This window comes from Isoptericola sp. AK164 (assembly GCF_029643425.1).
GTDB lineage: Bacteria > Actinomycetota > Actinomycetes > Actinomycetales > Cellulomonadaceae > Isoptericola > Isoptericola haloaureus.
The window spans coordinates 2115392-2138311 of sequence record NZ_CP119106.1 but is presented as its reverse complement, the minus strand read 5'-3'; the positions used below and the strand labels follow the sequence as shown (position 1 = coordinate 2138311).

The following is a 22920-nucleotide window of genomic DNA, read 5'->3' as shown; positions in this document are numbered from 1 at the left end:
CTGAGGATAGGGCCATCATTGTGGGGAATGCACAAATGCATCTGTTCGCGGGCGCGTGGCATGTTCGCCCGACCCCGACGAACACCAGGCGATAGGGTCGGGTCATGGCCATGATGTCTCGGCTCCGCCAGCTCATCCGCCGGCCACGGTCCACCTCGATGGTGGGTGTCCGGCGCCCGTCCGAGACCCGACGGCGAGGTGACACCGTGCACGAAGACGCGTTGCGGGCGATGCTCCACGACGACCCGAACGACGAGCGCGCCTTCAGCGCGCTCGCCGAGCTGGTGCGTCGTCACGCGACCGAGCCCGACAACCCCGAGGACCCGCTGACGGCGGAGCCGGAGGAGGAGCCGGTCGGTGCCGCCGACCTCGCGCTCTGGTCGCTCGCCGAGGAGCTCGCGGGCCATCCCAAGGCCTGGCGCCCCCTGGTCGAGCTCGGCCGCCTGTCGGTCGGTGACGACCCCGAGGGTGCGGTGCGCCGCTTCACCACGGCCGCCGAGCGCGACCCGTCCGGGGTGGCGCTGGCCACGAGCCTGGAGATCCTGCGCGAGGCCGACATGCCCGTCGAGGCCCTCGGCCTGGGCGTCGGCCACTGGCGCACGCGGGAGCAGGTGCCCGAGGTGGGCCGCCAGCTCGTGCTGGCCGCCGTGGAGGCGGACCGCCTGTTCGAGGCGCGGCAGCACCTGGAGGCCCTGGACACCCACCCCGAGTCCGGGCAGGTCGAGGCGATGCGGCGCGACCTCGTGGTCGCGATCGAGGCCGCCGAGGCCCGGCAGTCCTCCACCTGACCCGTCGGCACCACCCGAGCACGGCCCGGCGGTCCGTCGATTGCTGCCGACACGCCGAAGGCCCCGTCACCGCGAGGATGGCGGGGCCTTCGGCGTGCGGGCAGGCGCCTCGCGGGTCAGGCGTCCCCGCCCGCGACACCGGAGGTGCCGGCGTTGACGTCGGTGAGGCGGTACTTCTCGACGGCCTTGGCCACGACGTCCTGCGGGACCTCGCCACGGCGGGCGAGCTGCTGCAGCGTCTTGACCACCATCGACGGGCCGTCGATGAGGAAGAACCGGCGTGCGGCGGCGCGGGTGTCGGAGAACCCGAAGCCGTCGGCACCCAGCACGGCGTAGTCGCCCGGCACCCACGCCCGGATCTGGTCGGGGACCAGGTGGTCGTAGTCGCTGGTGGCGACGAACGGCCCCGCGGCGTCGGACAGCTTCTGGGTCAGGTACGGCACGCGCGGCTCCGCGGCCGGGTCGACCAGCGCCGCCTGCTCGGCGGCGAGCGCGTCGCGACGCAGCTCGTTCCAGCTCGTCACCGACCACACGTCGGCCGACACGCCCCAGTCCTCGCGCAGCAGCTCCTGGGCCTCCAGGGCCCACGGCACGCCCACGCCGGAGGCGAGCAGCTGGGCCCTGGGGCCCTCGCCGTCGTCGGTGGCGATGCGGTGGATGCCGTGCAGGATGCCGTCGACGTCCACGTCCTCCGGCTCGGCCGGCTGGACCATCGGCTCGTTGTAGACCGTCAGGTAGTACATGACGTTCTGGTCGCGACCGTCGGAGCCGTCGCCGTACATGCGCTCGATGCCGTCGCGCACGATGTGGCGGATCTCGTAGCCGAAGGCCGGGTCGTACTGCACCATCGCGGTGTTGGTGCCCGCGATGAGCGGGGAGTGGCCGTCGGCGTGCTGCAGACCCTCACCGGTCAGCGTGGTGCGGCCGGCCGTGGCGCCGATGATGAACCCGCGGGTCATCTGGTCACCGGCGGCCCAGAACTGGTCGCCGGTGCGCTGGAACCCGAACATCGAGTAGAAGATGTAGACGGGCACCATGTGCTCGCCGTGGGTGGCGTACGCCGTGCCGACCGACTGGAACGCGGCGGCGGAACCGGCCTCGTTGATGCCGGTGTGCATGATCTGCCCGGCCTCGGACTCCTTGTAGCTCAGCATGAGCTCGCGGTCCACGGCCAGGTAGTTCTGCCCGACGGTGTTGAAGATCTTGGCGCTCGGGAAGATCGAGTCCAGACCGAAGGTGCGCGCCTCGTCGGGGATGATCGGCACGATGCGCTTGCCGAACTCCTTGTCCTTGATGAGGTCCTTGAGCAGCCGCACGAAGGCCATCGTCGAGGCGACCTGCTGGCTGCCCGAGCCCTTCTTGAGGATCTCGTAGGACTTGTCCTTCGGCAGGGACAGCGCCTTGGGCGACGACCGGCGCTCCGGCACGAACCCGCCGAGGTGACGGCGACGGTCCAGCATGTACTGGATCGACTCGTCCTCCATGCCCGGGTGGTAGTACGGGGGCAGGCCCGGCTCGGCGTCGATCTGCTCGTCGGTCAGCGGGATGCGCAGGTTGTCGCGCAGCGCCTTGAGGTCCTCGTTCTTGACCTTCTTCATCTGGTGCGTGGCGTTGCGGCCGGCGAAGCTCGACCCGAGCGCGTAGCCCTTGACCGTCTGGGCCAGGATCACCGTGGGCTGTCCGGTGTGCGCCCGCGCGGCCGAGTAGGCGGCGAAGATCTTGCGGTAGTCGTGGCCGCCGCGGCGCAGGTTCCAGATGTCCTCGTCGGTCATGTTCTCCACGAGCGCCTTCGTGCGCGGGTCGCGCCCGAAGAAGTGCTCGCGGATGAACGCGCCCGACTCGGCGCGGTAGGTCTGGTAGTCGCCGTCCGGCGTGGCGTTCATGAGGTTGACCAGGGCGCGGTCCTTGTCCGCGTTGAGCAGGGCGTCCCACTCGCGGCCCCAGACGACCTTGATGACGTTCCAGCCGGCGCCGCGGAACTGGGCCTCCAGCTCCTGCATGATCTTGCCGTTGCCGCGGACCGGACCGTCCAGGCGCTGCAGGTTGCAGTTGACCACGAAGGTCAGGTTGTCCAGCCCCTGGTGGGCGGCGTGCTGGAGCATGCCGCGCGACTCGGGCTCGTCCATCTCGCCGTCGCCGAGGAAGGCCCACACGTCCTGCTGGCTGGTGTCCTTGATCCCGCGGTTGTGCAGGTACTTGTTGGTCCAGGCCTGGTAGATCGCCGAGGCCGGGCCGAGGCCCATCGAGACCGTCGGGTACTCCCAGAACTCCGGCATGAGGCGCGGGTGCGGGTAGGAGGGCAGGCCGCCGCCCTCGTGGGACTTCTCCTGGCGGAACCCGTCGAGCCGGTCCGCGGACAGGCGACCCTCGAGGTAGGCGCGGGCGTACTGGCCGGGGGAGGAGTGCCCCTGGAAGTAGACCTGGTCGCCGCCGCCCGGGTGGTCCTTGCCGCGGAAGAAGTGGTTGAGACCGACCTCGGTCAGCGTCGCCACGGAGGCGTAGGAGGAGATGTGGCCACCCACCGAGATCTCCGGGCGCTGGGCGCGGGTCACCATCACCGCGGCGTTCCAGCGGATCCAGGAGCGGTAGCGCCGCTCCATCGTCTCGTCGCCGGGGAAGTACGGCTCCTCGTGCACACCGATGGTGTTGACGTACGGCGTGGCCACCGACGTCGGGATCTGCACGTTGCGCTCGCGGGCACGCCGCAGCAGGTTGAGCATGACGTAGCGGGCGCGCGGGCCGCCCTTGTCGTCGATCAGCCCGTCGAGGGACTCCACCCACTCCGAGGTCTCGGACGGGTCGATGTCCGGCACAGCGCTGAGCAGACCGTCGATCAGCGGTCCGGTCTCGTCGTACGAAGCCACCAGCAACCTCTCTCTTCTGCGGGCCGTCGCCGGGGTCCGGCGAGCGCCCGTGTCAGGCGTCCCGTGCGCGTCGCCCACGTCGTCGGGATCGCGACGGCGCGGTGCACCCACAGGGGGTCACTACACATTGTGTCCCGAGTTCCTCCGCACGGACACCAGGAAGCGGTCAAGAATCCGTGATCTACGTCATGTCACCCCGTGCGCAAGCGGTCAGGAGGCTCGATGTCGTGGACTGGGCGGGCATCCGGGGGCCGAGTGCATTACCTTGACGCACAGCAGAACGCAGACAGGACGCCGGTCACGGCGTCGGACGTATGACGGAAGGAACCAAGGTCCTCGTGGGACAGCAGGCGGACACCCTGGCGGCGCGCTTCGGGTTCACCACCGGTCAGGTCGTGCAGGAGTTCGGGTGGGACGACGACGTCGACGAGCCCCTGCGCGGGGCGATCGAGGCGGTGGTCGGCGACGAGCTCGTGGACGAGGACTTCGACGACGTGGTCGACGGCGTCATCATCTGGTGGCGCGAGGAGGACGGGGACCTGACGGACATGCTGGTCGACGTCCAGACGGCGCTCGACGACGGCGGCCAGATCTGGCTGCTCACCCGCAAGCCGGGTCGGGACGGCCACGTGGGCCACAGCGAGATCCAGGAGGCGTCGACCACCGCCGGCCTGCACGCGACGAGCACGTTTTCCGCGGGCGACGACTGGTCGGCCACGCGGCTCGCCTCGCGCGGTCGGTAGACCCGTGGTCGACGGCGTCGTGCCGGCTGCCGACGCACCGGCACCCGACTTCACGCTGCCCGACACGCACGGCACCCCCACGCACCTGGCCGACCTGCGCGGCCGGCCGGTGCTCGTGGTGTTCTTCCCGTTCGCCTTCTCGGGGACCTGCACCGCCGAGCTCGGCGAGTTGCGCGACCACGCCGGCGAGTTCGAGGCCGCCGGCGTCCGGGTGCTGGCCGTGTCCACGGACCCGGTCTTCACGCTGAAGGCCTGGCAGGAGGTCGAGGGCTTCGGCTTCGACCTGCTCAGCGACTTCTGGCCGCACGGCCGGGCCGCCCAGGCGTTCGGCGTCTTCGACGACTCGTCCGGGCACGCGCTGCGGGGGTCGTTCCTCATCGACGCCGACGGCATCGTGCGCTGGTCCGTGGTGCTCCCGCGGGGCGCCCGGCGTGACCTCGACGACTACCTGGCGGCGCTCGCGGAGGTCTGAGCCGCGCGGCCGTGTCCGCGTCGGGGGCGCGGGCGGGTATCCTGTCCTGCGCTGCCGGGGCCTGTAGCTCAGTTGGTCAGAGCGCCACGTTTACACCGTGGATGTCGGGGGTTCGAGTCCCTCCGGGCCCACCGAGACCTCCGTCGAGGTCGCCGCGTGCACCGCGGGGCGACCTCGGCCAGGGCGGGCCGCGCGGGCCGTCCGGCGCCCGACGACCTGCACCGGTAGCGTCGGGGCGATGTTCAGCATGCCGTGGGACTTCCTGCCCAGCCTCGTCGCGCTGGCGGCCATGTCCGGGGTGATCGTCCTCGCGGGCGTGCGGCTGACCCGGGTCGCCGACACGCTGTCCGAGCGGACCGGCCTGGGCGACGCGGTCGGCGGTGCGCTGCTCCTCGGGGCGGTCACTTCCCTGCCCGGCCTGGTCACGGTGCTCACGGGGTCTCTCGGCGGCGACGCCGGCTTCGCGCTCGCCAACCCGGTCGGCGGGGTGGCGGTGCAGACCGTCTGGCTCGCGATCGCCGACCTGGTCTACCGTCGGGTCAACCTCGAGCACGCGGCGGCCTCCCTGCAGAACGTCCTGCAGTCGTTGATCCTCGTCGCCCTGCTGGCCGTGCCGGTGGTCGCCGCCGCCACGCCGGACCTGACGATCGGCTGGGTGCACTGGCTCACGCTGCTCATCCCGGTGCTCTACGGCTACGGGCTGGTGCTGCTGCGCCAGATGCACAAGGCGCCGATGTGGCAGCCCATCCGGACCGCGCAGACGGCGGACGACGACGAGGGCGACGGGGACGACGGCGTGGAGGACTCCCGCTCGACCCGGCGGCTGTGGGGGCTGCTGGCCGGGCTCGGGCTCGTCGTCGGCGTCGCGGGCTGGATCGTCGGCCGGGCAGGACTGTCCGTGGTCGAGGCGACCGGGCTCGACGGCGGGGTCGTCGGCTTCACCCTCACGACGGGGATCAGCTCCCTGCCCGAGCTCGTGGTGCTGGTGACCGCGGTCAGGATGGGCCAGCTCACCCTCGGTATCGGCAACGTCATCGGCGGCAACGTCTACGACATGCTCATGGTGTCCGTCGCCGACGCGGCGTACCTGCCCGGGTCCGTCTACACCGACGCGGGGTCGACCGGCCTGGTGCTGGTGGGCGGGACCCTGCTGATGACCGCCACGCTGGCCGCCGGGCTCATCGTGCGCGACCGGCGGGGGATCGGCTTCGAGGGCATCGCGATCCCGGCGATCTACGTCGGGACCGTGGCGCTCGCGGTCTGGGGCTGATCACCGCCGCCGGCGGAGGTCGGCGGCGACGATCACCACCGCGGCCACCATGACGACGGTGGAGCTGACGGCGGCGACGGTGCCCGCGGTGCCCGGGGTGCCGGACGTCAGGTTGAACGCGACGTGCCACACCGCCACCAGCAGGATGCTCGCCGACGCCCCGCGGTACAGCCACGTGAGCACGACGGACCCCGCGGTCAGACCGATCACCCACCCGACGGTCTCGACCGGGGTGAATCCCGCGAACGAGCCCATGAGGACGAACAGTGGTGCGTGCCACGGCGCCCACGCCGCCGCGACCAGCAGCGCGGTCACGGTCAGGCCGTGCCGACGCAGCAGACGGTCCGCGAGGAAGCCGCGCCACCCGGTCTCCTCCCCGAGCCCGTTGACCACGAGGGCCAGGGCGACGGTCCCCACCGGGCCCGCCGCGGCGTCGATCCCGCTGTAGCGGGTCAGGTCCCCGGCATCGGTCGTGCCGCCGACGACGGCGAGCGCGCCCGCACCGACCCCCAGGACGGCGACCACGGACAGCCACCACCAGCCCACCCGCCAGCGGACCAGCCGGCGGCCCAGGTCCGCCAGCCCTGCCCGCCCGCCGACGACCGCCGTGACGACCACGGCGGCCAGCGCGGGGCCCAGCAGACCCGGCAGCTGGCTCGGTCGACCCACCCCGGCCTCGACGGTCTGCTCGCCGAGCGCGAGCGGGACCCAGTACGCCCACGAGAAGGCGTACGCGAGGAGGACGTAGGTGGCCAGCGGGTGCGCGGCCACCCGCCCCCGCACGTCCGGACCGTGCCGGACGGCGGGCCGCTCGGCGTCCGCGGTGCCCATGGCCTGCTCCTCGGGTGGCTCCTCCCATCGTCCGTCCGGCCGCGGCGGCTCGCCGCCGGGCGACGTCCGACGCCGGGACCTCCGGCCGACCGTCTCGGGACCATCGGCCCTGCTGACCGAGCCGCGAGGGGCGGACGATGGGGAGCGTGGGTACAGCATCGGTCGCGCTGACGTTCCTCGGTGGCGCCGGGACCGTGACCGGGAGCCGGTTCCTGCTCGAGTCCGACGATCGACGGCTCCTGGTCGACTGCGGTCTCTACCAGGGCGAGCGGCGGTGGAGGCGGAGGAACTGGGACGCCTTCCCTGTCCCGCCGGAGACAATCGACGACGTGGTCCTGACGCACTGCCACCTGGACCACTGCGGCTTCCTCCCCGTCCTCGTCCGTGACGGCTACGCGGGGTCGATCCGGATGACCGAGGGGACGGCCGCGCTCACCGCGATCGTCCTGCGGGACAGCGCCAACCTGCAGGAGCGGGACGCGGACCTCGCGCGACGCGGCGGGTGGTCCCGTCACGACCCGCCCCTGCCGCTCTACACGGTCGAGGACGCCGAGCGCGCGATCGAGAGGTTCGAGACCGTGCCCTTCGACGTCGACGTCGACCTCGGGGGCGAGTCGAGCCTGCGACTCGTCCGGGCCGGTCACGTCCTGGGCTCGGCCAGCGTGCTGGCTCGGGTCGGGTCCGCCCGGGTCCTGGTCTCCGGGGACCTCGGGCGTACCGAGCACCCCGTGCTGCGACCACGCGCCGACCCGCCCGCCGCGCGCACGGTGGTGATCGAGTCCACCTACGGCGACCGCGAGCACCGTGAGCCGCCCCGGGCGCACGCGGCGTTCGCGGACGCCGTACGCCGCACGATCCGTCGGGGCGGCGTGGTCCTCGTGCCGGCGTTCGCCGTCGACCGCACGGAGCTGGTCCTGCACGCCCTGTCCACGATGGTCCGCGAGGGCCAGATCCCTCCGGTCCCGGTCTTCGTCGACAGCCCCATGGCGCTGGCCGCCCTCGACGTCTACCGACGTGCCGGGGTCGCCGGAGAGCTGCGCCCGGGGATGTCGGACCTCGTCGACCTCCCGTCGCTGCACGCGGCCCGGACCCCGGAGGAGTCGATGAGGCTCAACTCGCCGCGGCAGCCGTGCATCGTCGTCTCCGCCTCGGGGATGGCGTCCGGGGGCCGCGTGGTCCACCACCTGCGCCATCTGCTCCCGGACCGCCGGAACTGCGTGGTCCTGACCGGCTTCCAGGCGAACGGCACCCGGGGCAGCATGCTGCGCGACGGCGCGCGTGAGGTGAAGATGATGGGCCGGTACGTGCCGGTGAACGCGGAGATCGTCGAGGACCAGGAGTTCTCCGTCCACGCCGACGCGAGCGAGCTGGTCGACTGGCTCCGGCAGATGCCCGAGCCTCCGGAGGCCGTCTACGTCGTCCACGGCGAGGAACGCGCGTCGGCGGCACTGGCCGAGCGCATCCGTGACGAGGTCGGCTGTCCCGCCGTCGTCCCGCGCGCCGGCGAGAAGGTGCTCGTGGACTGACGGCTCCCGGCCCCGGGGTCCGGGACCTCCGGCGGGTCGAGTCGGGACCTAGGGCCCTGTCCGGACGCGGGGCGCCCGGTCGATCGTGGGAACCAGCGGTCGACGGCGACGCGCCGCAGTCCGGCAGGGAGGTCGAGCAGCGATGGACGAGACGCACGAGATCCGACTGATCGAGTCCGTGGAGCAGCCCACCTTCGGGCTGCGGCAGATGGTGAGCCAGGAGGACGTGCCCGCGCTGTTCGCCCGGGTCCTGCCCCAGGTGGTCGCCGCGCTGGAGCACGGCGGCGTGCAGCCCGCCGGTCCGCCCTACGCCCGCTACCGCGGGCCCATGGCCGGGGGCTTCGACATCGAGATCGGGTTCCCGCTGGCCGAACCGGCCGACCTCACCGTGGCCGACCCCGGCCCCGGGAGGCCGGTCTCCGGCGTCCTGCCCGAGGCGCGCGTCGTGGAGACCCTCCAAGACGGGGCCTACGACGGGCTGGCGGCGACCTACGCACGGCTGGAGACCTGGATGACCGAGCACGACGTGCATCCCCTGGACCAGTCGTGGGAGTTCTACGAGGCCGGACCCGAGTCGGACCCCGACCCGGCGACCTGGCGCACCCGGATCGTCATGCCGGTCAGCGGTCCGGCCGTCGAGGCCGGCTGAGGGCGCTCGGGCGCCGAGGAGTTGATCGTCATGTCCGCACTCGTGATCTACGAGACCAGCTTCGGCAACACCGCCCTGGTGGCGCGTGCCGTCGGGGACGGGATCGCCACCCGCATGCCGGTGCGCGTCCGCTCCGTCAGCAGCCTGGGCGACGACGAGGCCGACGGGGAGGACCTCGTCGTCGTCGGTGGCCCGACCCACGCCTTCGGCATGAGCCGGCCCCAGACACGGCACGAGGCGCAGGAACGGCTGGGCGACCGCCCCTCCGACTACCCGGGCATCCGGGAGTGGATCGACCGTCTCTCACCGGACCGCGACCTGCGGCTGTACGCCACGTTCGACACGCGCGTCGAGAAGGTCCGCCACCTGCCCGGGTCGGCCGCGCACGCCGCGGCACGCGCGCTGCGGCACGAGGGGCACCGCGTGGTGGACCGGGGGGCGTCGTTCTACGTCGCCGACACCGAGGGGCCGCTCCTGCCGCACGAGCGCGACCGGGCCCGCGAGTGGGGCGAACGGCTGGCCGTCCGCTCCCTGGAGATGCTGCAGCGCGCCTGAGGTTCACGCCGGCGCGAGCACCAGGGAGCCGGAGGCACGTCCTGCTCGCAGGTCGTCCAGGGCCGCGTCGGCGGCGGTGAACGGGTACCGCGTGACGGCCGGCGTCAGACGCATCGTGGTGGCCAGCCGCAGCAGTGCGGCACCGTCCGCCCGCGTGTTGGCGGTCACCGTGCGCAGGTCGCGCTCGTCGAACAGGTCGCGGGTGTGGTCCATCGCGGGGATCTCGCTCATGTGGATGCCGGCCAGCGTGACGGTGCCGCCACGCTCGGTGGCCTGCAGCGCGAGGGGGACCAGCTCGCCTGCCGGGGCGAACACGATCGCGGCGTCGACCCGCACCGGGGGCACGTCGGTGGCGCCGCCGACGAAGGCGGCCCCGGCGCGTCGCGCCAGCTCGCGGTTCTGCTCGCCGCGGGTCATGACGAACAGCTCGGCCCCGCGGGCGGTCGCCACCTGGGCGGTGAGGTGCGCGCTCGAGCCGAACCCGTAGATGCCGAGGCGCCCGCCGGGCGGCAGGTTCGCCCGGCTCAGGGCGCGGTAGCCGATGATGCCGGCGCACAGCAGCGGCGCCGTCGTGACGGGGTCGTGGTCGGCGGTCAGCGGGTAGGCGAAGGCCTCGGGCACGGTGGTGTGCTCCGCGAAGCCGCCGTCGGCGTCCCACCCGGTGTAGGCCGAGTCGGGACAGAGGTTCTCGCGGCCCTCGCGGCACCAGCGGCAGGCCCCGCAGGTGCGGCGCAGCCAGGCGACGCCGACGCGCTCGCCCGGGCGCAGCCGACGGACGGCGGACCCGGTGGCCTCGACCGTCCCCACGATCTGGTGGCCGGGGACGACGTGCGGTCGGTGCACGGCGAGCTCGCGGTCGACCACGTGCAGGTCGGTGCGGCACACCCCGGAGGCCTCGACGCGCACGAGCACCTCGTCCGCCGCCGGCTCCGGGACGGGCAGCTCGGACAGGGTGAGGCTCCCGGCCTGGTCGCCGGTCGTCCAGGCCCGCACGAGGGTCCTCAGTCCTCGTGGGGGTGCGGCCGGTCGGTGTGCACCACGGTGACGACGCAGGGGGCCTCGCCCAGCAGCGCGTCCGGGACCGAGCCGAGCAGCCGCCCGAGGAAGCGCCGGTGCCGGTGCCCGCCGAGGACGAGCAGGTCCGACGCCGTCACCTCGTCCAGGAGCGCCTCGGCGGCGTCCCCGGGCCGCGTCCGCAGGAGGCACTCGACCTCGGGGTGGGCCGTCGCCCAGTGGCTGGCCAGCCCGCGCAGCGCGGCCTGGACGTCCTCGTCCTGCGCGGGTCCCGCCTCGTGGGCGACCTGCGTCGACGGCTGCACGGCGTGCACCAGCACGACGGGGCAGCCGCTGCGGTCCGCCTCGGAGAACGCGAGGTCGAGCGCCGCGGTGGGGTCGTCGTCGAACCCGATGCCGACCACGACCCGCTCCGGGGTGGGCCCGTGGGCGCCGGTGGGGACGATCGCGACCGGACCACGGGCGTGCGCGGCGGTCGCCGCGGACACCGACCCCAGGGCGTGCCGCGAGCCGGCCGCGCCGCGGCGTCCTACGACGACCAGGTCGACGTCGCGCGAGTACGCGGTCAGCACGGAGTCGGGAGCGCCGATGCTGGCCGCGGACCGCACCTCCGGCATGTCCTGCGGGTCGTGCCGGATCCTGCCGAGCGCGTCGTCCACGACCTGCTGGGCCTCGGCACGCAGCTGCTCGGGGTCGTAGGCCGGCACGGGGCTGACGGGCCCGGCCGGCACCGTCCGGGCGTGCGTCACGGTCAGCGTCGCGTGGTGGCGCGCCGCGGCGGCCAGGGCCCAGTCGAACGCGTGGTAGCTCTCGGGGGACCCGTCCACGCCGACGACCACGCCGCGCGACCAGATCTCGCTCTTCTCGATCACCGCGATCAGCTCCTCAGGGTGCGATGTTCTGGTGCAGCCGGAAGAGGTTCTGCGGGTCCATGCGCTGCTTGAGCGCACGCAGCCGGGCGTAGTTCGCCTCGCCGTGGGCCGCCCGCAGGGTCTCCTGGCCGCCCTCCTGGAAACCGGGGAAGTTGAGGTACTCGCGTCCCGTGGACAGCTCGTCGAGGTCGGCGGCGCAGCCCCGGGCCCAGCGCATGTTCGCCTCGTCGTCGTCCGGATCGGTCCAGTTCGCCTCGATGCCCACGAGATAGGGCGCGCTGCGGTCGCCGAACGCGGTGTCCTCGGCGCCGACCCGCGACATCGCGCCACCCAGGTGCCACAGGTCGATGGTGGACAGCGCCGAGGGACGGCGGTGCATCTGGTCCACGCTGCGCAGCAGCGCCTCCTCGGAGAGCTCGGGCAGGTGCACCGAGCGCCAGTAGTACCGCATCCCCTCGGGGTAGTCGGCGTCGAAGAGCTGCTGCAGCTCGACGTACGGCACCGGGCCGCTGAGGTCCGCGGCCGGGTCGGGCAGGTCGCGGATCGGCGCCAGCAGCTCCTCCCCGTGGTCGGGGTCGGCCACGCAGGCCAGCACGATCACGCACGGCTGTCCCGTCAGCTCGGCGGGGACGGCCTCGTCCTCGGGTGCTGCCCCGAGGACGGCCATGGAGGAGACCTCGTCGGGCAGGTCGGCGGACCAGTCCCGGTAGGCGTGCAGGACCTCCAGGGCCCGGTCGGCGCGGTGGAGGACGAACCCGGCGTAGACCTCCGGTCCGACCGGGTGCAGCCGCACGACGAGCTCGGTGACGACCCCCAGGTTGCCGCCCCCGCCGCGCAGGCCCCACAGCAGCTCGGGGTCGTTCTCCTCGTCGACCTCGTGGACGGTCCCGTCCGCGGCGACCACCGTCGCCCCGACGATGTTGTCGCACGTCAGCCCGAGCAGGCGCCGCAGCCACCCGATGCCGCCGGTCAGCCCCAGCCCGCCGATCCCCGTGTCGGAGAAGACCCCGGCCGGGGCCGCGAGAGCGTGCTCCTGGGTGGCGGCGTCCAGGTCGCCGAGCCGCGCCCCGCCGGCGACCCGGGCGAGCCGGGTCCCGGGGTCGACCGACACGTCGCGCATCTGCCCGAGGTCGATGACGAGCCCGTCGTCGACGCCCGCGGTGCCGGCGACGTTGTGCCCGCCGGCGCGCACCGCGACGAGCAGGCGGTGCTCGGCGGCCAGCAGCACCGCGCGGCCCACGTCCTCGGTGGTGGCGCACCGCACGATCGCGGCCGGGTGCCGGTCGGTCACGGCGTTCCACAGCGCGCGGGACGTGTCGTAGTCGGGGTCCCCGGCCCGGACCAGCCCGCCGGTCAGGTCGGCGGCCAGCGCGTCCAGCTCGGCGTCGAGCCGCGTGGTGCCGCCGTCGATCGTGGTGAGCTCGGTCATCACCTGCTCCTTCGCTGGTGTCGACGACCTCGTCGCGTCGGAGCGGACGGACCGCGGCGCGACGCCTCCTGGGATCGAGCGTAGTGAGGGTGCGGCGACTCGCGCGCCGGGCGGCGCGTGCCGCAGGCCCGCCGGGCGAGCGCGTGCGGATGCCGTACGGTCGACGCAGGAGGCCGTGGCGACGGCGCCCGGCGCTGACACGGCGGAGGTGCCGGGATGCGGGTGACAGAGACGTTGCGGCACAAGGGTGACGAGGTCGTCACCGTCGCGCCGGGGGCGAGCGTGCGGGACCTGCTGGCGCTGCTGGCCGAGCACCGCATCGGTGCGGTCGTCGTGTCCGGCGACGGCACCCACGTCGACGGCATCGTCAGCGAGCGCGACGTGGTCCGTCGGCTGCACCACGACGGCGACGGGGTGCTCGACGCCTCCGTGGCGCAGCTCATGACGGTCGACGTGCACACCTGCGGGCCCGAGACGCCGTTGGACGACCTGATGGCCGTGATGACCGAGCGCCGGGTCCGCCACGTGCCGGTTCTGGACGACGGCCGGCTGGTCGGGATCGTCAGCATCGGCGACGTCGTCAAGCGCCGCATGGCCGAGGTGCAGGCCGAGCGCGACCAGCTCACCGACTACATCACCGGCGGCCGGGCGCACTGACCGGCGTCGGTCGGGTCACGGCGCGGGGGTGCTCCCGCCCGGCGCCGGTGACGCCTCGGCGTCCGACGGCGCCGTGGGAGCGTCGTCGGTCGGCTCGGGTGCCGGCGCCGGCGCCGTGGTGGTGTCGTCCGTGGGGTCCGGGTCGGGCGTCGGCGGCGGTGCCGGCGTGGTGTCGTCCGTGGGGTCCGGCTCCGGTGCCGTGGGCGACGCCGTCGTCGGCTCCGGCGACGGCTCGTCCGACGGCGTGGGGCTCGGCGACGGACTGGGCGACGGCTCCTGAGTGGGTTCGGGCTCGGGCTCGGGCGCCGGTGCGGCGGGCGGTGCCGTCGTCGGGTCGTCCGGGCGAGGTGGCGTCGTGCGGTCCGTGGTCGGGGAGGGGCTGACCGTGACGACGGGCACGGGGTCTCCTCGGTCCGCGTCGCCCAGGGGCCAGGACACGACGGCGCCGGCGGCGACGGCCAGCACGAGGGCCACCAGCGCGACCGGGACCCACCGGCGGGCGGACGACGGCGGGGCGTCCTGCGCCGCGGCACCCGGGTCGGCGGGCGTCGCCCCGGTGACCGCCGCGGCCGCTCCGGCAGCGCCGGTCGCCTCGCCTGTGTCGCCGGCGTCGCCGGGGGCACCGGCGCCGACCGCGCCGAGCTGCCGGGTCCGCTGCAGCTCGGCGTCGCTCGCGGCCGCCGCTGCTGCCGCGGCGAGCGCCGCCGTCGTGCCGGCGGCTCCCAGCGCGGCGGTCCGGTCCGGGTCCTGCGCGTCGACCTCGGCGAGGCTCATCGTCTGGTCGGGGTCCGCCCCCGGGCCCGCGGCGGCGCTCGCGGCGAGGCCCAGCACGGACGCGGCGGCGGCCGCCATGGTGCCGGCGGCGGTGAACCGGCGGTCGGGGTCCTTGGCCATCGCCTGCGCGACGTACCGGTCGACGGAGGTCGGCACGCCGGCCCGGCGGGCCGACGGCGCGGGTACGGGCGCCCCGACGTGGGCGCGCAGCACGTCGGCGGGCTCGGCGCGCTCGTACGGAGCGTGCCCGGTGAGGGCGAAGTAGGTCAGCGCCCCGACGGAGTACAGGTCGCTGCGTGCGTCGAGCGGCCTGCCCTGGGCCTGCTCGGGCGACATGAACGCCGCCGAGCCCACGACGGTCCCGCCGTCGCCGTCCCGGCCGCCGGGGGCGGTGAGGCCCAGGTCGATCAGCCCGACCTGGACGGTGCAGTCCGGGTGCCGGTCGACGACCACGTTGCGCGGGCTCACGTCGCGGTGCACCAGCCCGGCGGCGTGCACGGCGGCGAGCGCCGCGAGCAGCCCGCCGGCGACCCCGAGCGCCTCGGGCCACGGCAGGCCCGTCGAGGGCGTCTGCTCGGCGAGGGTGGTCCCGGGCAGCCGCCGGGTGAGCAGCCAGGGGACGGTCGCGCCCGCGATCTCGTCCTCACCGGTGTCGAGGACCTTGGCGACGCCCGGGTGGTCGACCTGGTCGGAGGCGGCGATCTCGCGGGCCAGGGCCGCGCGGGTGGGCTCGTCGTCGACCAGGTGCGGGTGCAGGACCTTGATGAGCAGCGGCTCGGTGTCCTCCGCGGTCCCGTCCGTGCCGGTCGCGCCGACCCGGGAGGCCTCGTAGACCGTGTAGGTGCCACCGGTGCCGAGGATGTCGCCCAGCACGTAGGCCCCGCCGAGCACGACGTGGCCGCCGGACGCCTCGTCGGCCGGTCCCGGGGGCGTCACGCCGGGCACCGTCGTCGAGGTGCGGTCCCGCGCGGGGCGTCCGCGTGCCTCGGCGCCGGCGGGGCGCTGGTCTCGATCGTCTCAGTCATGGGCCATCACAGAGTAAGTGGTGGGTGCCGCGGCCGCACGGTCGTGGGCGGCCCGACGACCCGTCTGTCGTGCACCTCACGGTGCCGGTCGGGGAGCCGCTGTCGGAGGCGTGCGGGAGGATCGCCCGGTGCACGTCCTCCTCACGCGACTTCCCGGCGGCCGGGTCCGGGTCCACCCGTCCGACGACGGCGCACCGGCCGACACCGGTGCCGTGGCACCGCAGGACGTCGACGCCGACGCCGTCCCCGCCGTCGTGCACCGGCTCGAGGAGACCGGCCACCCGCGGTGGACCTGGGACAACACCAACCGGTGGTACCCGGCGCTGCTGACCGCCGGCGAGCGGCTCGACCGCGCCCATGACCTGCGGCTCGCCCACCGCGTGCTGCGCACCTCGCAGCTCGCGCGCACCACGGAGCTGGCCGGGGCCCCGCCCGGCCCGTGGGACGCCCTCGAGCCGGCGGCGGCCGGGGGAGGGGGCGACACGTCCGTCGTCCGCGCACGGCAGCACGAGTCCCTGTTCGACCTCGACGACGTCGCGCCGGCCGCCCCGCCCGCGGACGGGGCGGACCCGCAGCGCGAGCTCGAGGTCCAGCGGGCCGCCGTCGCCGGCTCCTCCGACCCCGGCCGGCTGCGGCTGCTGCTCGCCGCCGAGTCCGCCGGGGCGCTCGCGGCCGCCGAGATGCACCACGCGGGGCTGCCCTGGCGCGCCGACGTCCACGACGCGATCCTCACCGAGGCCCTCGGACCCCGGCCGACGCCCGGGCAGCGCCCGGCCCGCCTGGAGGAGCTCGTGGCCGACGTCCGTGCCGCGCTGGACGCCCCGCCGACCCTCAACCCCGACTCCCACCCGGACCTGCTGCGGGCCCTGGAGTACGCGGGCGTCGGTGCCCGCAGCCTGCGCAAGGGGGAGCTCGAACGGATCGACCACCCGGTGGTCGCGCCGCTGCTGGAGTACAAGAGCCTGTACCGGTTGTGGACGGCCAACGGCTGGCACTGGCTCGACCAGTGGGTCCGCGGCGACCGGTTCCGCACCGACTACGTCGTGGCGGGCGTCGTCACCGGGCGCTGGTCCTCCACCGGCGGCGGCGCCCTGCAGCTGCCGAAGGGCGTGCGCGGGGCCGTGCGGGCCGACCCCGGCTGGGTGCTCGTCGTGGCCGACGCCGCCCAGCTCGAGCCGCGGGTGCTGGCCGCGATGGCGCACGACGAGGCGATGGCGCGTGCCGGGCGGGACGGCGACCTGTACGCGGGCATCGTGGCCTCCGGTGCCGTCGCCACCCGCGAGCACGCCAAGGTGGGCATGCTCGGCGCGCTGTACGGCGGGACCACCGGCGTCAGCGGGCAGGTGCTGCCGCGGCTGCGGCGCGCCTTCCCGCACGCGATGGGGCTGGTGGAGGACGCCGCGGCCACCGGTGAGGGCGGGGGCGTGGTGACCACCTGGCTGGGACGGTCCTCCCCACCGCCCGGCCAGGCCTGGGACGAGGCGCAGTCCGGGGCGCTCGGGGAGGGCGCCGCGGAGGGTGCGGCGACCCTCGCGCGGTCCTCGGCCCGTGCGTGGGGCCGGTTCACGCGCAACTTCGTGGTCCAGGGCACCGCCGCGGAGTGGGCGGAGTGCTGGCTCGCCTCGATCCGGCGCCGGCTGTGGGCGCTCGGTACCGCCGGGCCCGCCGGTCGGGCGCCCGCGCCGTTCGCCGACCGTCCGCACCTGGTGTTCTTCGTCCACGACGAGGTCGTGGTGCACGCCCCGGCGGGGCTCGCCGACGCGGTGGCGCACGAGGTGCGCGAGGCCGCGGCCGAGGCCGGCCGGCTGATGTTCGGCGACTTCCCGGTCGCCTTCCCGCTGACGGTCGCCGCCGTGGCGGCGTACGACGAGGCGAAGTAGCGACGTCGCGCCGTCAGCGGGCGGTGACGGCCGCAGGGGCCTAACCTGGCCGCACCTGGCGACGGCGGCGGGAGGGCGACGATGTCCGGCACGACTCAGACCCATGAACAGGGTTTCCACGCAGCACGCGTGATCCAGCTCGCGGTCACCGCGGCGCTGGGCGGTTTCCTCTTCGGATTCGACACGGCGGTCATCAACGGTGCCGTCACACCCATGCAGGAGGACTTCGGCATGGGTGCCGGGGTGACCGGTTTCGTCGTCTCCTCCGCCCTGCTCGGCTGCATGGTCGGGGCCTACTTCGCCGGTCGGCTGTCCGACAAGATCGGCCGCGTGCGCGTGATGGTGATCGCCTCGGCGCTGTTCACCCTCTCCGCGGTCGGTTCGACGTTCGCGTTCGGGCCCGTGGACATGATCGTCTGGCGGGTCATCGGCGGTCTCGGCGTCGGCGCGGCGTCGGTGATCGCGCCGGCGTACATCGCCGAGATCTCGCCGGCGCACATCCGCGGCCGCCTCGGCTCGTTGCAGCAGATGGCGATCGTCACCGGCATCTTCGTGGCGCTGCTCAGCGACTACGCGATCGCGGCCGCCGCGGGCGGCGCCGAGAACGAGCTGTGGTTCGGCCTGGCGGCCTGGCGGTGGATGTTCTTCACCGAGGTGGTCCCCGCCGTCGTCTACGGTGCCCTGGCTCTGAGCATCCCCGAGTCGCCACGCTTCCTCGTCCACCAGGGACGAGACAAGGAGGCGCGCGAGGTCCTCTCCAGCGTGCTGACCGAGGGTGTCGACGAGCGCATCAGCGAGATCCGTCGCACGATCATCCGTGACCGGGCGACCTCGCTGCGCGACCTGGTCAAGCCCACCGGCGGCCTGCTGCCGATCGTGTGGATCGGCATCGCCCTGAGCGTGTTCCAGCAGTTCGTCGGGATCAACGTCATCTTCTACTACTCCTCGACGCTGTGGCAGGCGGTCGGGTTCACCGAGGACGACGCGCTGCAGCAGACCGTCATCACGTCGGTGACCAACATCGTGGTGACCGTCGTGGCGATCCTGCTCATCGACCGGATCGGTCGACGGCGGCTGCTCACCATCGGGTCGGCCGGGATGTTCGTCGCGCTCGGGACGATGACGATCGTGTTCAGCCAGGCGCCCCTGGTCGCGAACGACGCCGGCGAGCTGGAGCCGGTGCTCAGCGACACCGGCGGGATCGTCGCCCTCATCGCCGCCAACCTGTTCGTCGTCTTCTTCGGGATGTCGTGGGGGCCGGCGGTGTGGGTGCTGCTGGGCGAGATGTTCAACAACAAGATCCGCGGCACGGCGCTCGGCATCGCGGCCGCGGCGCAGTGGCTGGCGAACTTCGCCATCTCCAGCTCGTTCCCGTCCATGGCGGAGATCGGCCTGTGGTTCGCGTACGGCTTCTACACGATCGCGGCGCTCGCCTCGTTGTTCTTCGTCCTGCGCTTCGTGCCCGAGACGCGCGACAAGGAGCTCGAGGACATGGAGTGACACCGGCGCCGCAGGTCCTAGGCTCGAGGGCATGAACGCTGCACCGCCCACGCTGGCCGACGTCGTCTCCGTCCTGGAGGACCTGTACCCGCCGTCCACGGCCGAGGGGTGGGACGCGGTCGGGCTGGTCACGGGCGACCCGTCCCGGCCGGTGCGCAAGGTGCTGTTCGCCGTGGACCCGGTGGCCGACGTCGTCGCCGAGGCCGTCGACTGGGGAGCGGACCTCGTGGTCACCCACCACCCGCTGTTCCTCCGGGGCGTGCACTCGGTGGCGGCCACCACGTTCAAGGGTGCCGTGGTGCACCGGCTCCTCACCGCCGGGTGCGGGCTCTACGTGGCGCACACCAACGCCGACTCCGCCCCGCGCGGGGTCGCGGACGCCCTGGCCGACCTGGTCGGGCTGACCGACCGGCGTCCGCTCGTGGCGCACGTCGAGGACGTCGACCGCGGCCTGGGCCGGGTCGGCCGGCTGGACCACCCGACGACGTTGCGCGAGTTCGCCGAGCGGGTCGCCCAGGTGCTGCCCGCCACCGCCCAGGGCGTGCGCGTGGCCGGGGACCTGGACGCGCCGGTGTCGACGGCGGCCGTGGTCGGCGGGTCCGGGGACTCCCTGTTCGACGCCGTGCGGGCCACGGCCGCCGACGTGTACGTCACCGCCGACCTGCGCCACCACCCGGCCTCCGAGCTGCGCGAGCGCGCCGCCTTCGAGTCGCCCGACCCCGAGCGGCCGCAGGCGGGCACCCCCTACCTGGTCGACGTGGCCCACTTCGCCTCGGAGTGGCCCTGGCTGGCCTACGCCGCCGCGGATCTCGCGACCGGACTGGGAGACGGTACGGTGACCACCAAGGTGAGCACTCTGGTCACCGACCCGTGGACGCACCGTCTCGGGAGCCCGGAGCGCTGACCGGCACCTGAAGAGCAGACCGAGAGGACCCCGTCCATGGCTACCGCACCCGTCGAGGACCAGCGTCGTCTGCTCCAGGTCCAGGCGCTGGACACCAAGCTCCAGCAGCTCGCGCACCAGCGCCGTAAGCACCCCTCGCTGACCACCCTCGCCGAGCTCGACGACCGGCTCGCGGACCTGCACTCCTCGCTCGTCGACTCGCGGACCGCCGTGGCGGACCTCGAGCGCGAGGTCACCAAGGCCGAGGTCGACGTCGAGCAGGTGCGCACGCGTGCCACCAGGGATCAGCAGCGGCTCGACTCGGGTGCGCTCGGTGCCAAGGACGCCCAGGCCGTGGTCAGCGAGCTCGAGTCGCTCGCCCGCCGCCAGAACGTCCTGGAGGAGGCCGAGCTGGAGATCATGGAGCGGCTCGAGGCCCACCAGGAGTCGCTGGCCCAGGTGGAGGCCGCCCACGGCGAGCTGGTCGCGGCCCAGGAGAAGGCGGCCGGGGAGCGCGACGCCGCGTTCGCCGAGATCGACGCGGAGGCGCGCGAGGTCAAGGCCGAGCGGGCCCGCCTCGCCGACGGCCTCGACGCCGGCCTGGTGACCCTCTACGACCGCCTGCGCAGCCAGCTCGGCGGGCTGGGCGCCGCCGCCCTGCGGGGCAACCGGTGCGAGGGCTGCCGCCTCGAGCTCAACCCCGGCGACCTGGCCGCGGCACGCGGCGCGGCCCCCGAGCAGGTGGTGCGCTGCGAGGAGTGCGGGCGGATCCTCGTGCGCGACCCCGACGGCTCCTGATGCGCAGGCCCGCGTCCGGAGCCCTGGCCCGCTACGACGGCGCGGTGCCGGCGACCCTCGTCCTGGTCCGGCACGGCGTGACGCCGTTGACCGAGGTCGGCGCGCTGTCCGGCGGCGACGTGCCCGGTCCGTCCCTGACCACGGTCGGACGGCGTCAGGCGGCCCAGGCGGCGGACGCCGTCTTCCGGCTGGGCACCGAGCGGTGGGCCGACCTCGCACGCCCCGAGCTGCTGGTGGCCTCGCCGATGGTGCGCACCCAGGAGACGGCCGCGGCCATCGGCCGCCGGCTGGGCGTGCACGTGGCGACGGACGACCGCTTCGCCGAGGTGCGGTTCGGAGCCTGGGAGTCGTTGACCCCGCAGCAGGTCGAGGAGTCCTGGCCGGGCGACCTGGCCAAGTGGGTCACGAGCGGATCCTTCGCCCCGCCGGACGGGGAGTCGTACGCGGACCTGGGCGAGCGGGTCGGTCCGGCCGTCGACGAGCTGGCCGCCGGGACGGTCGGTCGCACCACGGTCGTCGTCGCGCACGCCGCGGTGATCCGCTCCGTGGTCGGACGGGCGCTGGACGCGCCGCCGGCCGGGTGGGGACGGCTCCGGGTGCCCCCGTGCTCGCTGTCGATCGTGCGCCTCTGGGCCGACGGCGACCGCGAGGTCACCGCCGTCGGGCACCCTGCCGCGGACTGACCGGCGCGAGCAGGCTCACTTCGGCGGCAGTGCGGCGGCGTGGTCGGCGCCCCGGGCGACCCAGGCGTCCAGCGTCGCGGGGTCGGCGACCTGGTCGGCGCCCACCGTCACGAAGCCGCCCATCGTCCGCTCGCCCATCGTCATCGGGGCGGCCCCGTCGGCCAGCGCCGCGTCGTACCCGTCGGGGCCCACGCGCACCATCAGCTCGTCCCGCAGGACCCCGGCCGCCATGTTCCCCGACAGCATGAAGGCGATGCCGCCGAACATCTTCCGCTCGGTCAGGCCGTCCCGGGGCGACAGGGACTCCCGGACCCGGTCGGCCAGCTCCTCGTCGTACGCCATGGCGCCAGTCTGCGTCGATCGGGGGCGTCCCGCTCGGGCGGGGGGCGGGCGCTCAGGAGATGACGAGCTCCAGCGTGTGCGGGCGGCGCGGGCCGGTGGCCTCGTGCAGCTCGGCCGCCAGCATGCGGTAGCTCAGGCCGGTGCCGGCCTCGGTGCCGATCACCGTGCCGTCGAGCTCGCGGGCGGCCGCCAGCAGCTCGGCCGCCGACGTCGGGGGCGGCCCCGGGCGGCGCAGCAGGTGGCCGGTCAGCACCCCGCGCGTGTGCTTGGCGTGGTGCGAGACGACCGAGCGCACGCCGTCGGTCTCGCGCACCACGCGGATCGTGACCCAGTCCGCCGCGCCGTCGCCGGTGGTGGCGGGCTTCCAGGCGGAGACGTAGGCCGCCGAGCGGCAGTCGACGACGACGTCCCCGGCGGCCCGCTCGGCCAGGGCGGCCTCCAGGTGGGGCCGCCACGCGGCGGCCAGCCCGCCGACGCCGGGCAGGGACACGCCCATGGAGAGCCGGTAGGCGGGGATCCGGTCGGTCGGGGCGACGACGCCCCACAGCCCGGAGAAGACCAGGACGTCGGCGGCCGCCCGGGCGGCCGCCTCGACCGACAGGTCCCCGAGACCGGCTGCCGCGTACAGGACGCCGGTGTAGACCTCGGTCGCCGGGGCCGCGGGAGCGGAGCGCAGCCGGGTGTTCCGGGCGACCTCGTCGGCCAGGCTCGTCCCGACCTTGAGCACGGTGGTGGCGTCCTCGCGGGCGCTGGCGTCGGCGAGGGCGTCCAGGACGGTCTCGCGCTGCGCGGTGAGCCCCGGGGCCGTGAGCGTGGCCAGGTCGGCGGGGGCGCCGTCGACGGGCGCGGGGGTCTTGCCCTCGGAGGGCGGCAGGCAGATCAGCACTCGGACACCCTAGGTCGTCGTCCGGCGATCGTTCGTGCACGCTTCCGGCCGACCGCCTGCTGACGGACCGTCGCCGGGGCGGTACGGTCCCGTCATGGCGCAGGTGAAGATCTACGGGAACCGGACCGTCTGGGGCGATCGCCGCGGGGAGGTGTCCGACGCCGTGCACGCGGCGCTCGTGGGAGCCTGGCGGATCCCCGAGGACAAGAGGTTCCACCGGTTCCTGCTGCTCGAGGACGGCGACCTGGTCGCGCCGCGGTCGGCGGCGTACCTCGTGATCGAGGTCGTGTGCTTCTCCGGGCGGTCCACCACCGCCAAGAGGGCGCTCGTGCGGGCGATGTACGACGACGTCGCCCCGGCCCTGGGGATCGCGGACGACGACCTGGAGGTCGTCATCCTCGAGAGCCGGCCGGAGAACTGGGGGATCCGGGGGCGGTCGGCCGACGAGCTGGTCCTGACGTACCCGGTGGAGGTCTGAG

22 protein-coding genes and 1 tRNA gene are annotated in these 22920 nt (G+C 74.3%); 15 read left to right on the top strand and 8 right to left on the bottom strand.

From position 1 onward, the window contains the following. The first annotated feature begins 104 nt into the window (after positions 1-104). Entirely contained in the window at positions 105-788 is a 684-nt protein-coding gene (locus PO879_RS09950; protein WP_278234747.1) for a hypothetical protein, read from the top strand. 116 nt (positions 789-904) lie between these two features. Here PO879_RS09950 and aceE read toward each other — a convergent pair whose 3' ends face one another. Beyond that, positions 905-3652: a pyruvate dehydrogenase (acetyl-transferring), homodimeric type gene (gene aceE / locus PO879_RS09945; RefSeq protein WP_278234746.1), complete on the bottom strand. Its 2748-nt coding sequence runs from the start codon at positions 3650-3652 to the stop codon at positions 905-907. Positions 3653-3966: 314 nt separating this feature from the next. Between aceE and PO879_RS09940 the strand changes: the two genes are divergently transcribed. From PO879_RS09940 to PO879_RS09925, 4 genes are all read left to right on the top strand, one after another. Beyond that, positions 3967-4395, top strand: coding sequence for a DUF3052 domain-containing protein (locus tag PO879_RS09940; RefSeq protein WP_278234745.1), 429 nt, complete (start codon positions 3967-3969; stop codon positions 4393-4395). Between the two features lie 4 nt (positions 4396-4399). After that, positions 4400-4867, top strand: coding sequence for a peroxiredoxin (locus PO879_RS09935; RefSeq protein ID WP_278234744.1), 468 nt, complete (start codon positions 4400-4402; stop codon positions 4865-4867). A 57-nt stretch (positions 4868-4924) separates the two neighbouring features. Next, positions 4925-4998: transfer RNA gene (locus PO879_RS09930), tRNA-Val, on the top strand. A 107-nt stretch (positions 4999-5105) separates the two neighbouring features. Further along, positions 5106-6137 (top strand): hypothetical protein, encoded by a 1032-nt coding sequence (locus PO879_RS09925; protein ID WP_278234743.1) that lies wholly within the window; start codon positions 5106-5108, stop codon positions 6135-6137. Here the strand turns inward: PO879_RS09925 and PO879_RS09920 are convergent, their stop codons facing one another. Beyond that, complete coding sequence (locus PO879_RS09920; RefSeq protein WP_278234742.1) at positions 6138-6968, bottom strand: CPBP family intramembrane glutamic endopeptidase; 831 nt, start codon at positions 6966-6968, stop codon at positions 6138-6140. It abuts the gene before it with no gap. A gap of 146 nt (positions 6969-7114) precedes the next feature. On the opposite strand from PO879_RS09920, the gene PO879_RS09915 reads away from it, so the two are divergent. The 3 genes from PO879_RS09915 (at position 7115) to PO879_RS09905 (ending at position 9698) form a co-directional block, all read left to right on the top strand. Continuing rightward, positions 7115-8494 (top strand): MBL fold metallo-hydrolase, encoded by a 1380-nt coding sequence (locus PO879_RS09915; RefSeq protein ID WP_278234741.1) that lies wholly within the window; start codon positions 7115-7117, stop codon positions 8492-8494. Between the two features lie 142 nt (positions 8495-8636). Next, positions 8637-9143, top strand: a complete 507-nt coding sequence (locus PO879_RS09910) for a GyrI-like domain-containing protein (RefSeq protein ID WP_278234740.1) — start codon at positions 8637-8639, stop codon at positions 9141-9143. A gap of 30 nt (positions 9144-9173) precedes the next feature. After that, on the top strand, positions 9174-9698 hold the full coding sequence (locus PO879_RS09905) for a flavodoxin/nitric oxide synthase (protein ID WP_278234739.1): 525 nt from the start codon (positions 9174-9176) through the stop codon (positions 9696-9698). 3 nt (positions 9699-9701) lie between these two features. Here the strand turns inward: PO879_RS09905 and PO879_RS09900 are convergent, their stop codons facing one another. From PO879_RS09900 to PO879_RS09890, 3 genes are read right to left on the bottom strand one after another with little or no spacing between them, the layout of a single operon-like run. Beyond that, positions 9702-10691, bottom strand: coding sequence for a zinc-dependent alcohol dehydrogenase family protein (locus tag PO879_RS09900; protein WP_278234738.1), 990 nt, complete (start codon positions 10689-10691; stop codon positions 9702-9704). Between the two features lie 8 nt (positions 10692-10699). Next, positions 10700-11584, bottom strand: a complete 885-nt coding sequence (locus PO879_RS09895) for a universal stress protein (RefSeq protein WP_278234737.1) — start codon at positions 11582-11584, stop codon at positions 10700-10702. 13 nt (positions 11585-11597) lie between these two features. Next, positions 11598-13013, bottom strand: coding sequence for an FAD-binding oxidoreductase (locus tag PO879_RS09890; RefSeq protein WP_278234736.1), 1416 nt, complete (start codon positions 13011-13013; stop codon positions 11598-11600). A gap of 216 nt (positions 13014-13229) precedes the next feature. On the opposite strand from PO879_RS09890, the gene PO879_RS09885 reads away from it, so the two are divergent. Next, entirely contained in the window at positions 13230-13670 is a 441-nt protein-coding gene (locus tag PO879_RS09885) for a CBS domain-containing protein (RefSeq protein WP_278234735.1), read from the top strand. A gap of 15 nt (positions 13671-13685) precedes the next feature. On the opposite strand, the gene PO879_RS09880 is transcribed toward PO879_RS09885, so the two are convergent. Next, on the bottom strand, positions 13686-15380 hold the full coding sequence (locus tag PO879_RS09880; RefSeq protein ID WP_278234734.1) for a serine/threonine-protein kinase: 1695 nt from the start codon (positions 15378-15380) through the stop codon (positions 13686-13688). 217 nt (positions 15381-15597) lie between these two features. Between PO879_RS09880 and PO879_RS09875 the strand changes: the two genes are divergently transcribed. From PO879_RS09875 to PO879_RS09855, 5 genes are all read left to right on the top strand, one after another. Next, on the top strand, positions 15598-17349 hold the full coding sequence (locus PO879_RS09875) for a bifunctional 3'-5' exonuclease/DNA polymerase (protein WP_278234733.1): 1752 nt from the start codon (positions 15598-15600) through the stop codon (positions 17347-17349). 81 nt (positions 17350-17430) lie between these two features. After that, positions 17431-18849: a sugar porter family MFS transporter gene (locus PO879_RS09870; protein WP_278234732.1), complete on the top strand. Its 1419-nt coding sequence runs from the start codon at positions 17431-17433 to the stop codon at positions 18847-18849. A 31-nt stretch (positions 18850-18880) separates the two neighbouring features. After that, a complete protein-coding gene (locus PO879_RS09865; protein WP_278234731.1) occupies positions 18881-19753 on the top strand; it encodes a Nif3-like dinuclear metal center hexameric protein in 873 nt (290 codons plus the stop codon). Positions 19754-19789: 36 nt separating this feature from the next. After that, positions 19790-20530 carry a C4-type zinc ribbon domain-containing protein gene (locus tag PO879_RS09860; protein WP_278234730.1) on the top strand — a complete coding sequence of 247 codons (741 nt, stop codon included), beginning with the start codon at positions 19790-19792 and terminating at the stop codon, positions 20528-20530. Continuing rightward, positions 20530-21213, top strand: coding sequence for a histidine phosphatase family protein (locus PO879_RS09855; protein ID WP_278234729.1), 684 nt, complete (start codon positions 20530-20532; stop codon positions 21211-21213). Before PO879_RS09860 ends, PO879_RS09855 begins: the two co-directional genes overlap by 1 nt. 15 nt (positions 21214-21228) lie before the next feature. On the opposite strand, the gene PO879_RS09850 is transcribed toward PO879_RS09855, so the two are convergent. Together PO879_RS09850 and PO879_RS09845 are read right to left on the bottom strand one after the other, a co-directional pair. Further along, positions 21229-21555, bottom strand: a complete 327-nt coding sequence (locus PO879_RS09850) for a TfoX/Sxy family protein (protein WP_278234728.1) — start codon at positions 21553-21555, stop codon at positions 21229-21231. 52 nt (positions 21556-21607) lie between these two features. Next, a complete protein-coding gene (locus PO879_RS09845; RefSeq protein ID WP_278234727.1) occupies positions 21608-22441 on the bottom strand; it encodes a peroxide stress protein YaaA in 834 nt (277 codons plus the stop codon). 94 nt (positions 22442-22535) lie between these two features. Here PO879_RS09845 and PO879_RS09840 point away from each other — a divergent pair, with 94 nt between their 5' ends. Next, entirely contained in the window at positions 22536-22919 is a 384-nt protein-coding gene (locus PO879_RS09840) for a tautomerase family protein (protein WP_278234726.1), read from the top strand. Position 22920: the final 1 nt, after the last annotated feature.

Excerpts from the sequence above, each read along its gene's own strand:
- PO879_RS09950 (WP_278234747.1), top strand. The coding sequence starts at position 105 with ATGGCCATGATGTCTCGGCTCCGCCAGCTCATCCGCCGGCCACGGTCC.
- PO879_RS09940 (WP_278234745.1), top strand. The coding sequence starts at position 3,967 with ATGACGGAAGGAACCAAGGTCCTCGTGGGACAGCAGGCGGACACCCTG.
- PO879_RS09925 (WP_278234743.1), top strand. The coding sequence starts at position 5,106 with ATGTTCAGCATGCCGTGGGACTTCCTGCCCAGCCTCGTCGCGCTGGCG.
- PO879_RS09920 (WP_278234742.1), bottom strand. The coding sequence starts at position 6,968 with ATGGGCACCGCGGACGCCGAGCGGCCCGCCGTCCGGCACGGTCCGGAC.
- PO879_RS09910 (WP_278234740.1), top strand. The coding sequence starts at position 8,637 with ATGGACGAGACGCACGAGATCCGACTGATCGAGTCCGTGGAGCAGCCC.
- PO879_RS09905 (WP_278234739.1), top strand. The coding sequence starts at position 9,174 with ATGTCCGCACTCGTGATCTACGAGACCAGCTTCGGCAACACCGCCCTG.
- PO879_RS09890 (WP_278234736.1), bottom strand. The coding sequence starts at position 13,013 with ATGACCGAGCTCACCACGATCGACGGCGGCACCACGCGGCTCGACGCC.
- PO879_RS09885 (WP_278234735.1), top strand. The coding sequence starts at position 13,230 with ATGCGGGTGACAGAGACGTTGCGGCACAAGGGTGACGAGGTCGTCACC.
- PO879_RS09870 (WP_278234732.1), top strand. The coding sequence starts at position 17,431 with ATGTCCGGCACGACTCAGACCCATGAACAGGGTTTCCACGCAGCACGC.
- PO879_RS09865 (WP_278234731.1), top strand. The coding sequence starts at position 18,881 with ATGAACGCTGCACCGCCCACGCTGGCCGACGTCGTCTCCGTCCTGGAG.
- PO879_RS09860 (WP_278234730.1), top strand. The coding sequence starts at position 19,790 with ATGGCTACCGCACCCGTCGAGGACCAGCGTCGTCTGCTCCAGGTCCAG.
- PO879_RS09855 (WP_278234729.1), top strand. The coding sequence starts at position 20,530 with ATGCGCAGGCCCGCGTCCGGAGCCCTGGCCCGCTACGACGGCGCGGTG.
- PO879_RS09850 (WP_278234728.1), bottom strand. The coding sequence starts at position 21,555 with ATGGCGTACGACGAGGAGCTGGCCGACCGGGTCCGGGAGTCCCTGTCG.
- PO879_RS09840 (WP_278234726.1), top strand. The coding sequence starts at position 22,536 with ATGGCGCAGGTGAAGATCTACGGGAACCGGACCGTCTGGGGCGATCGC.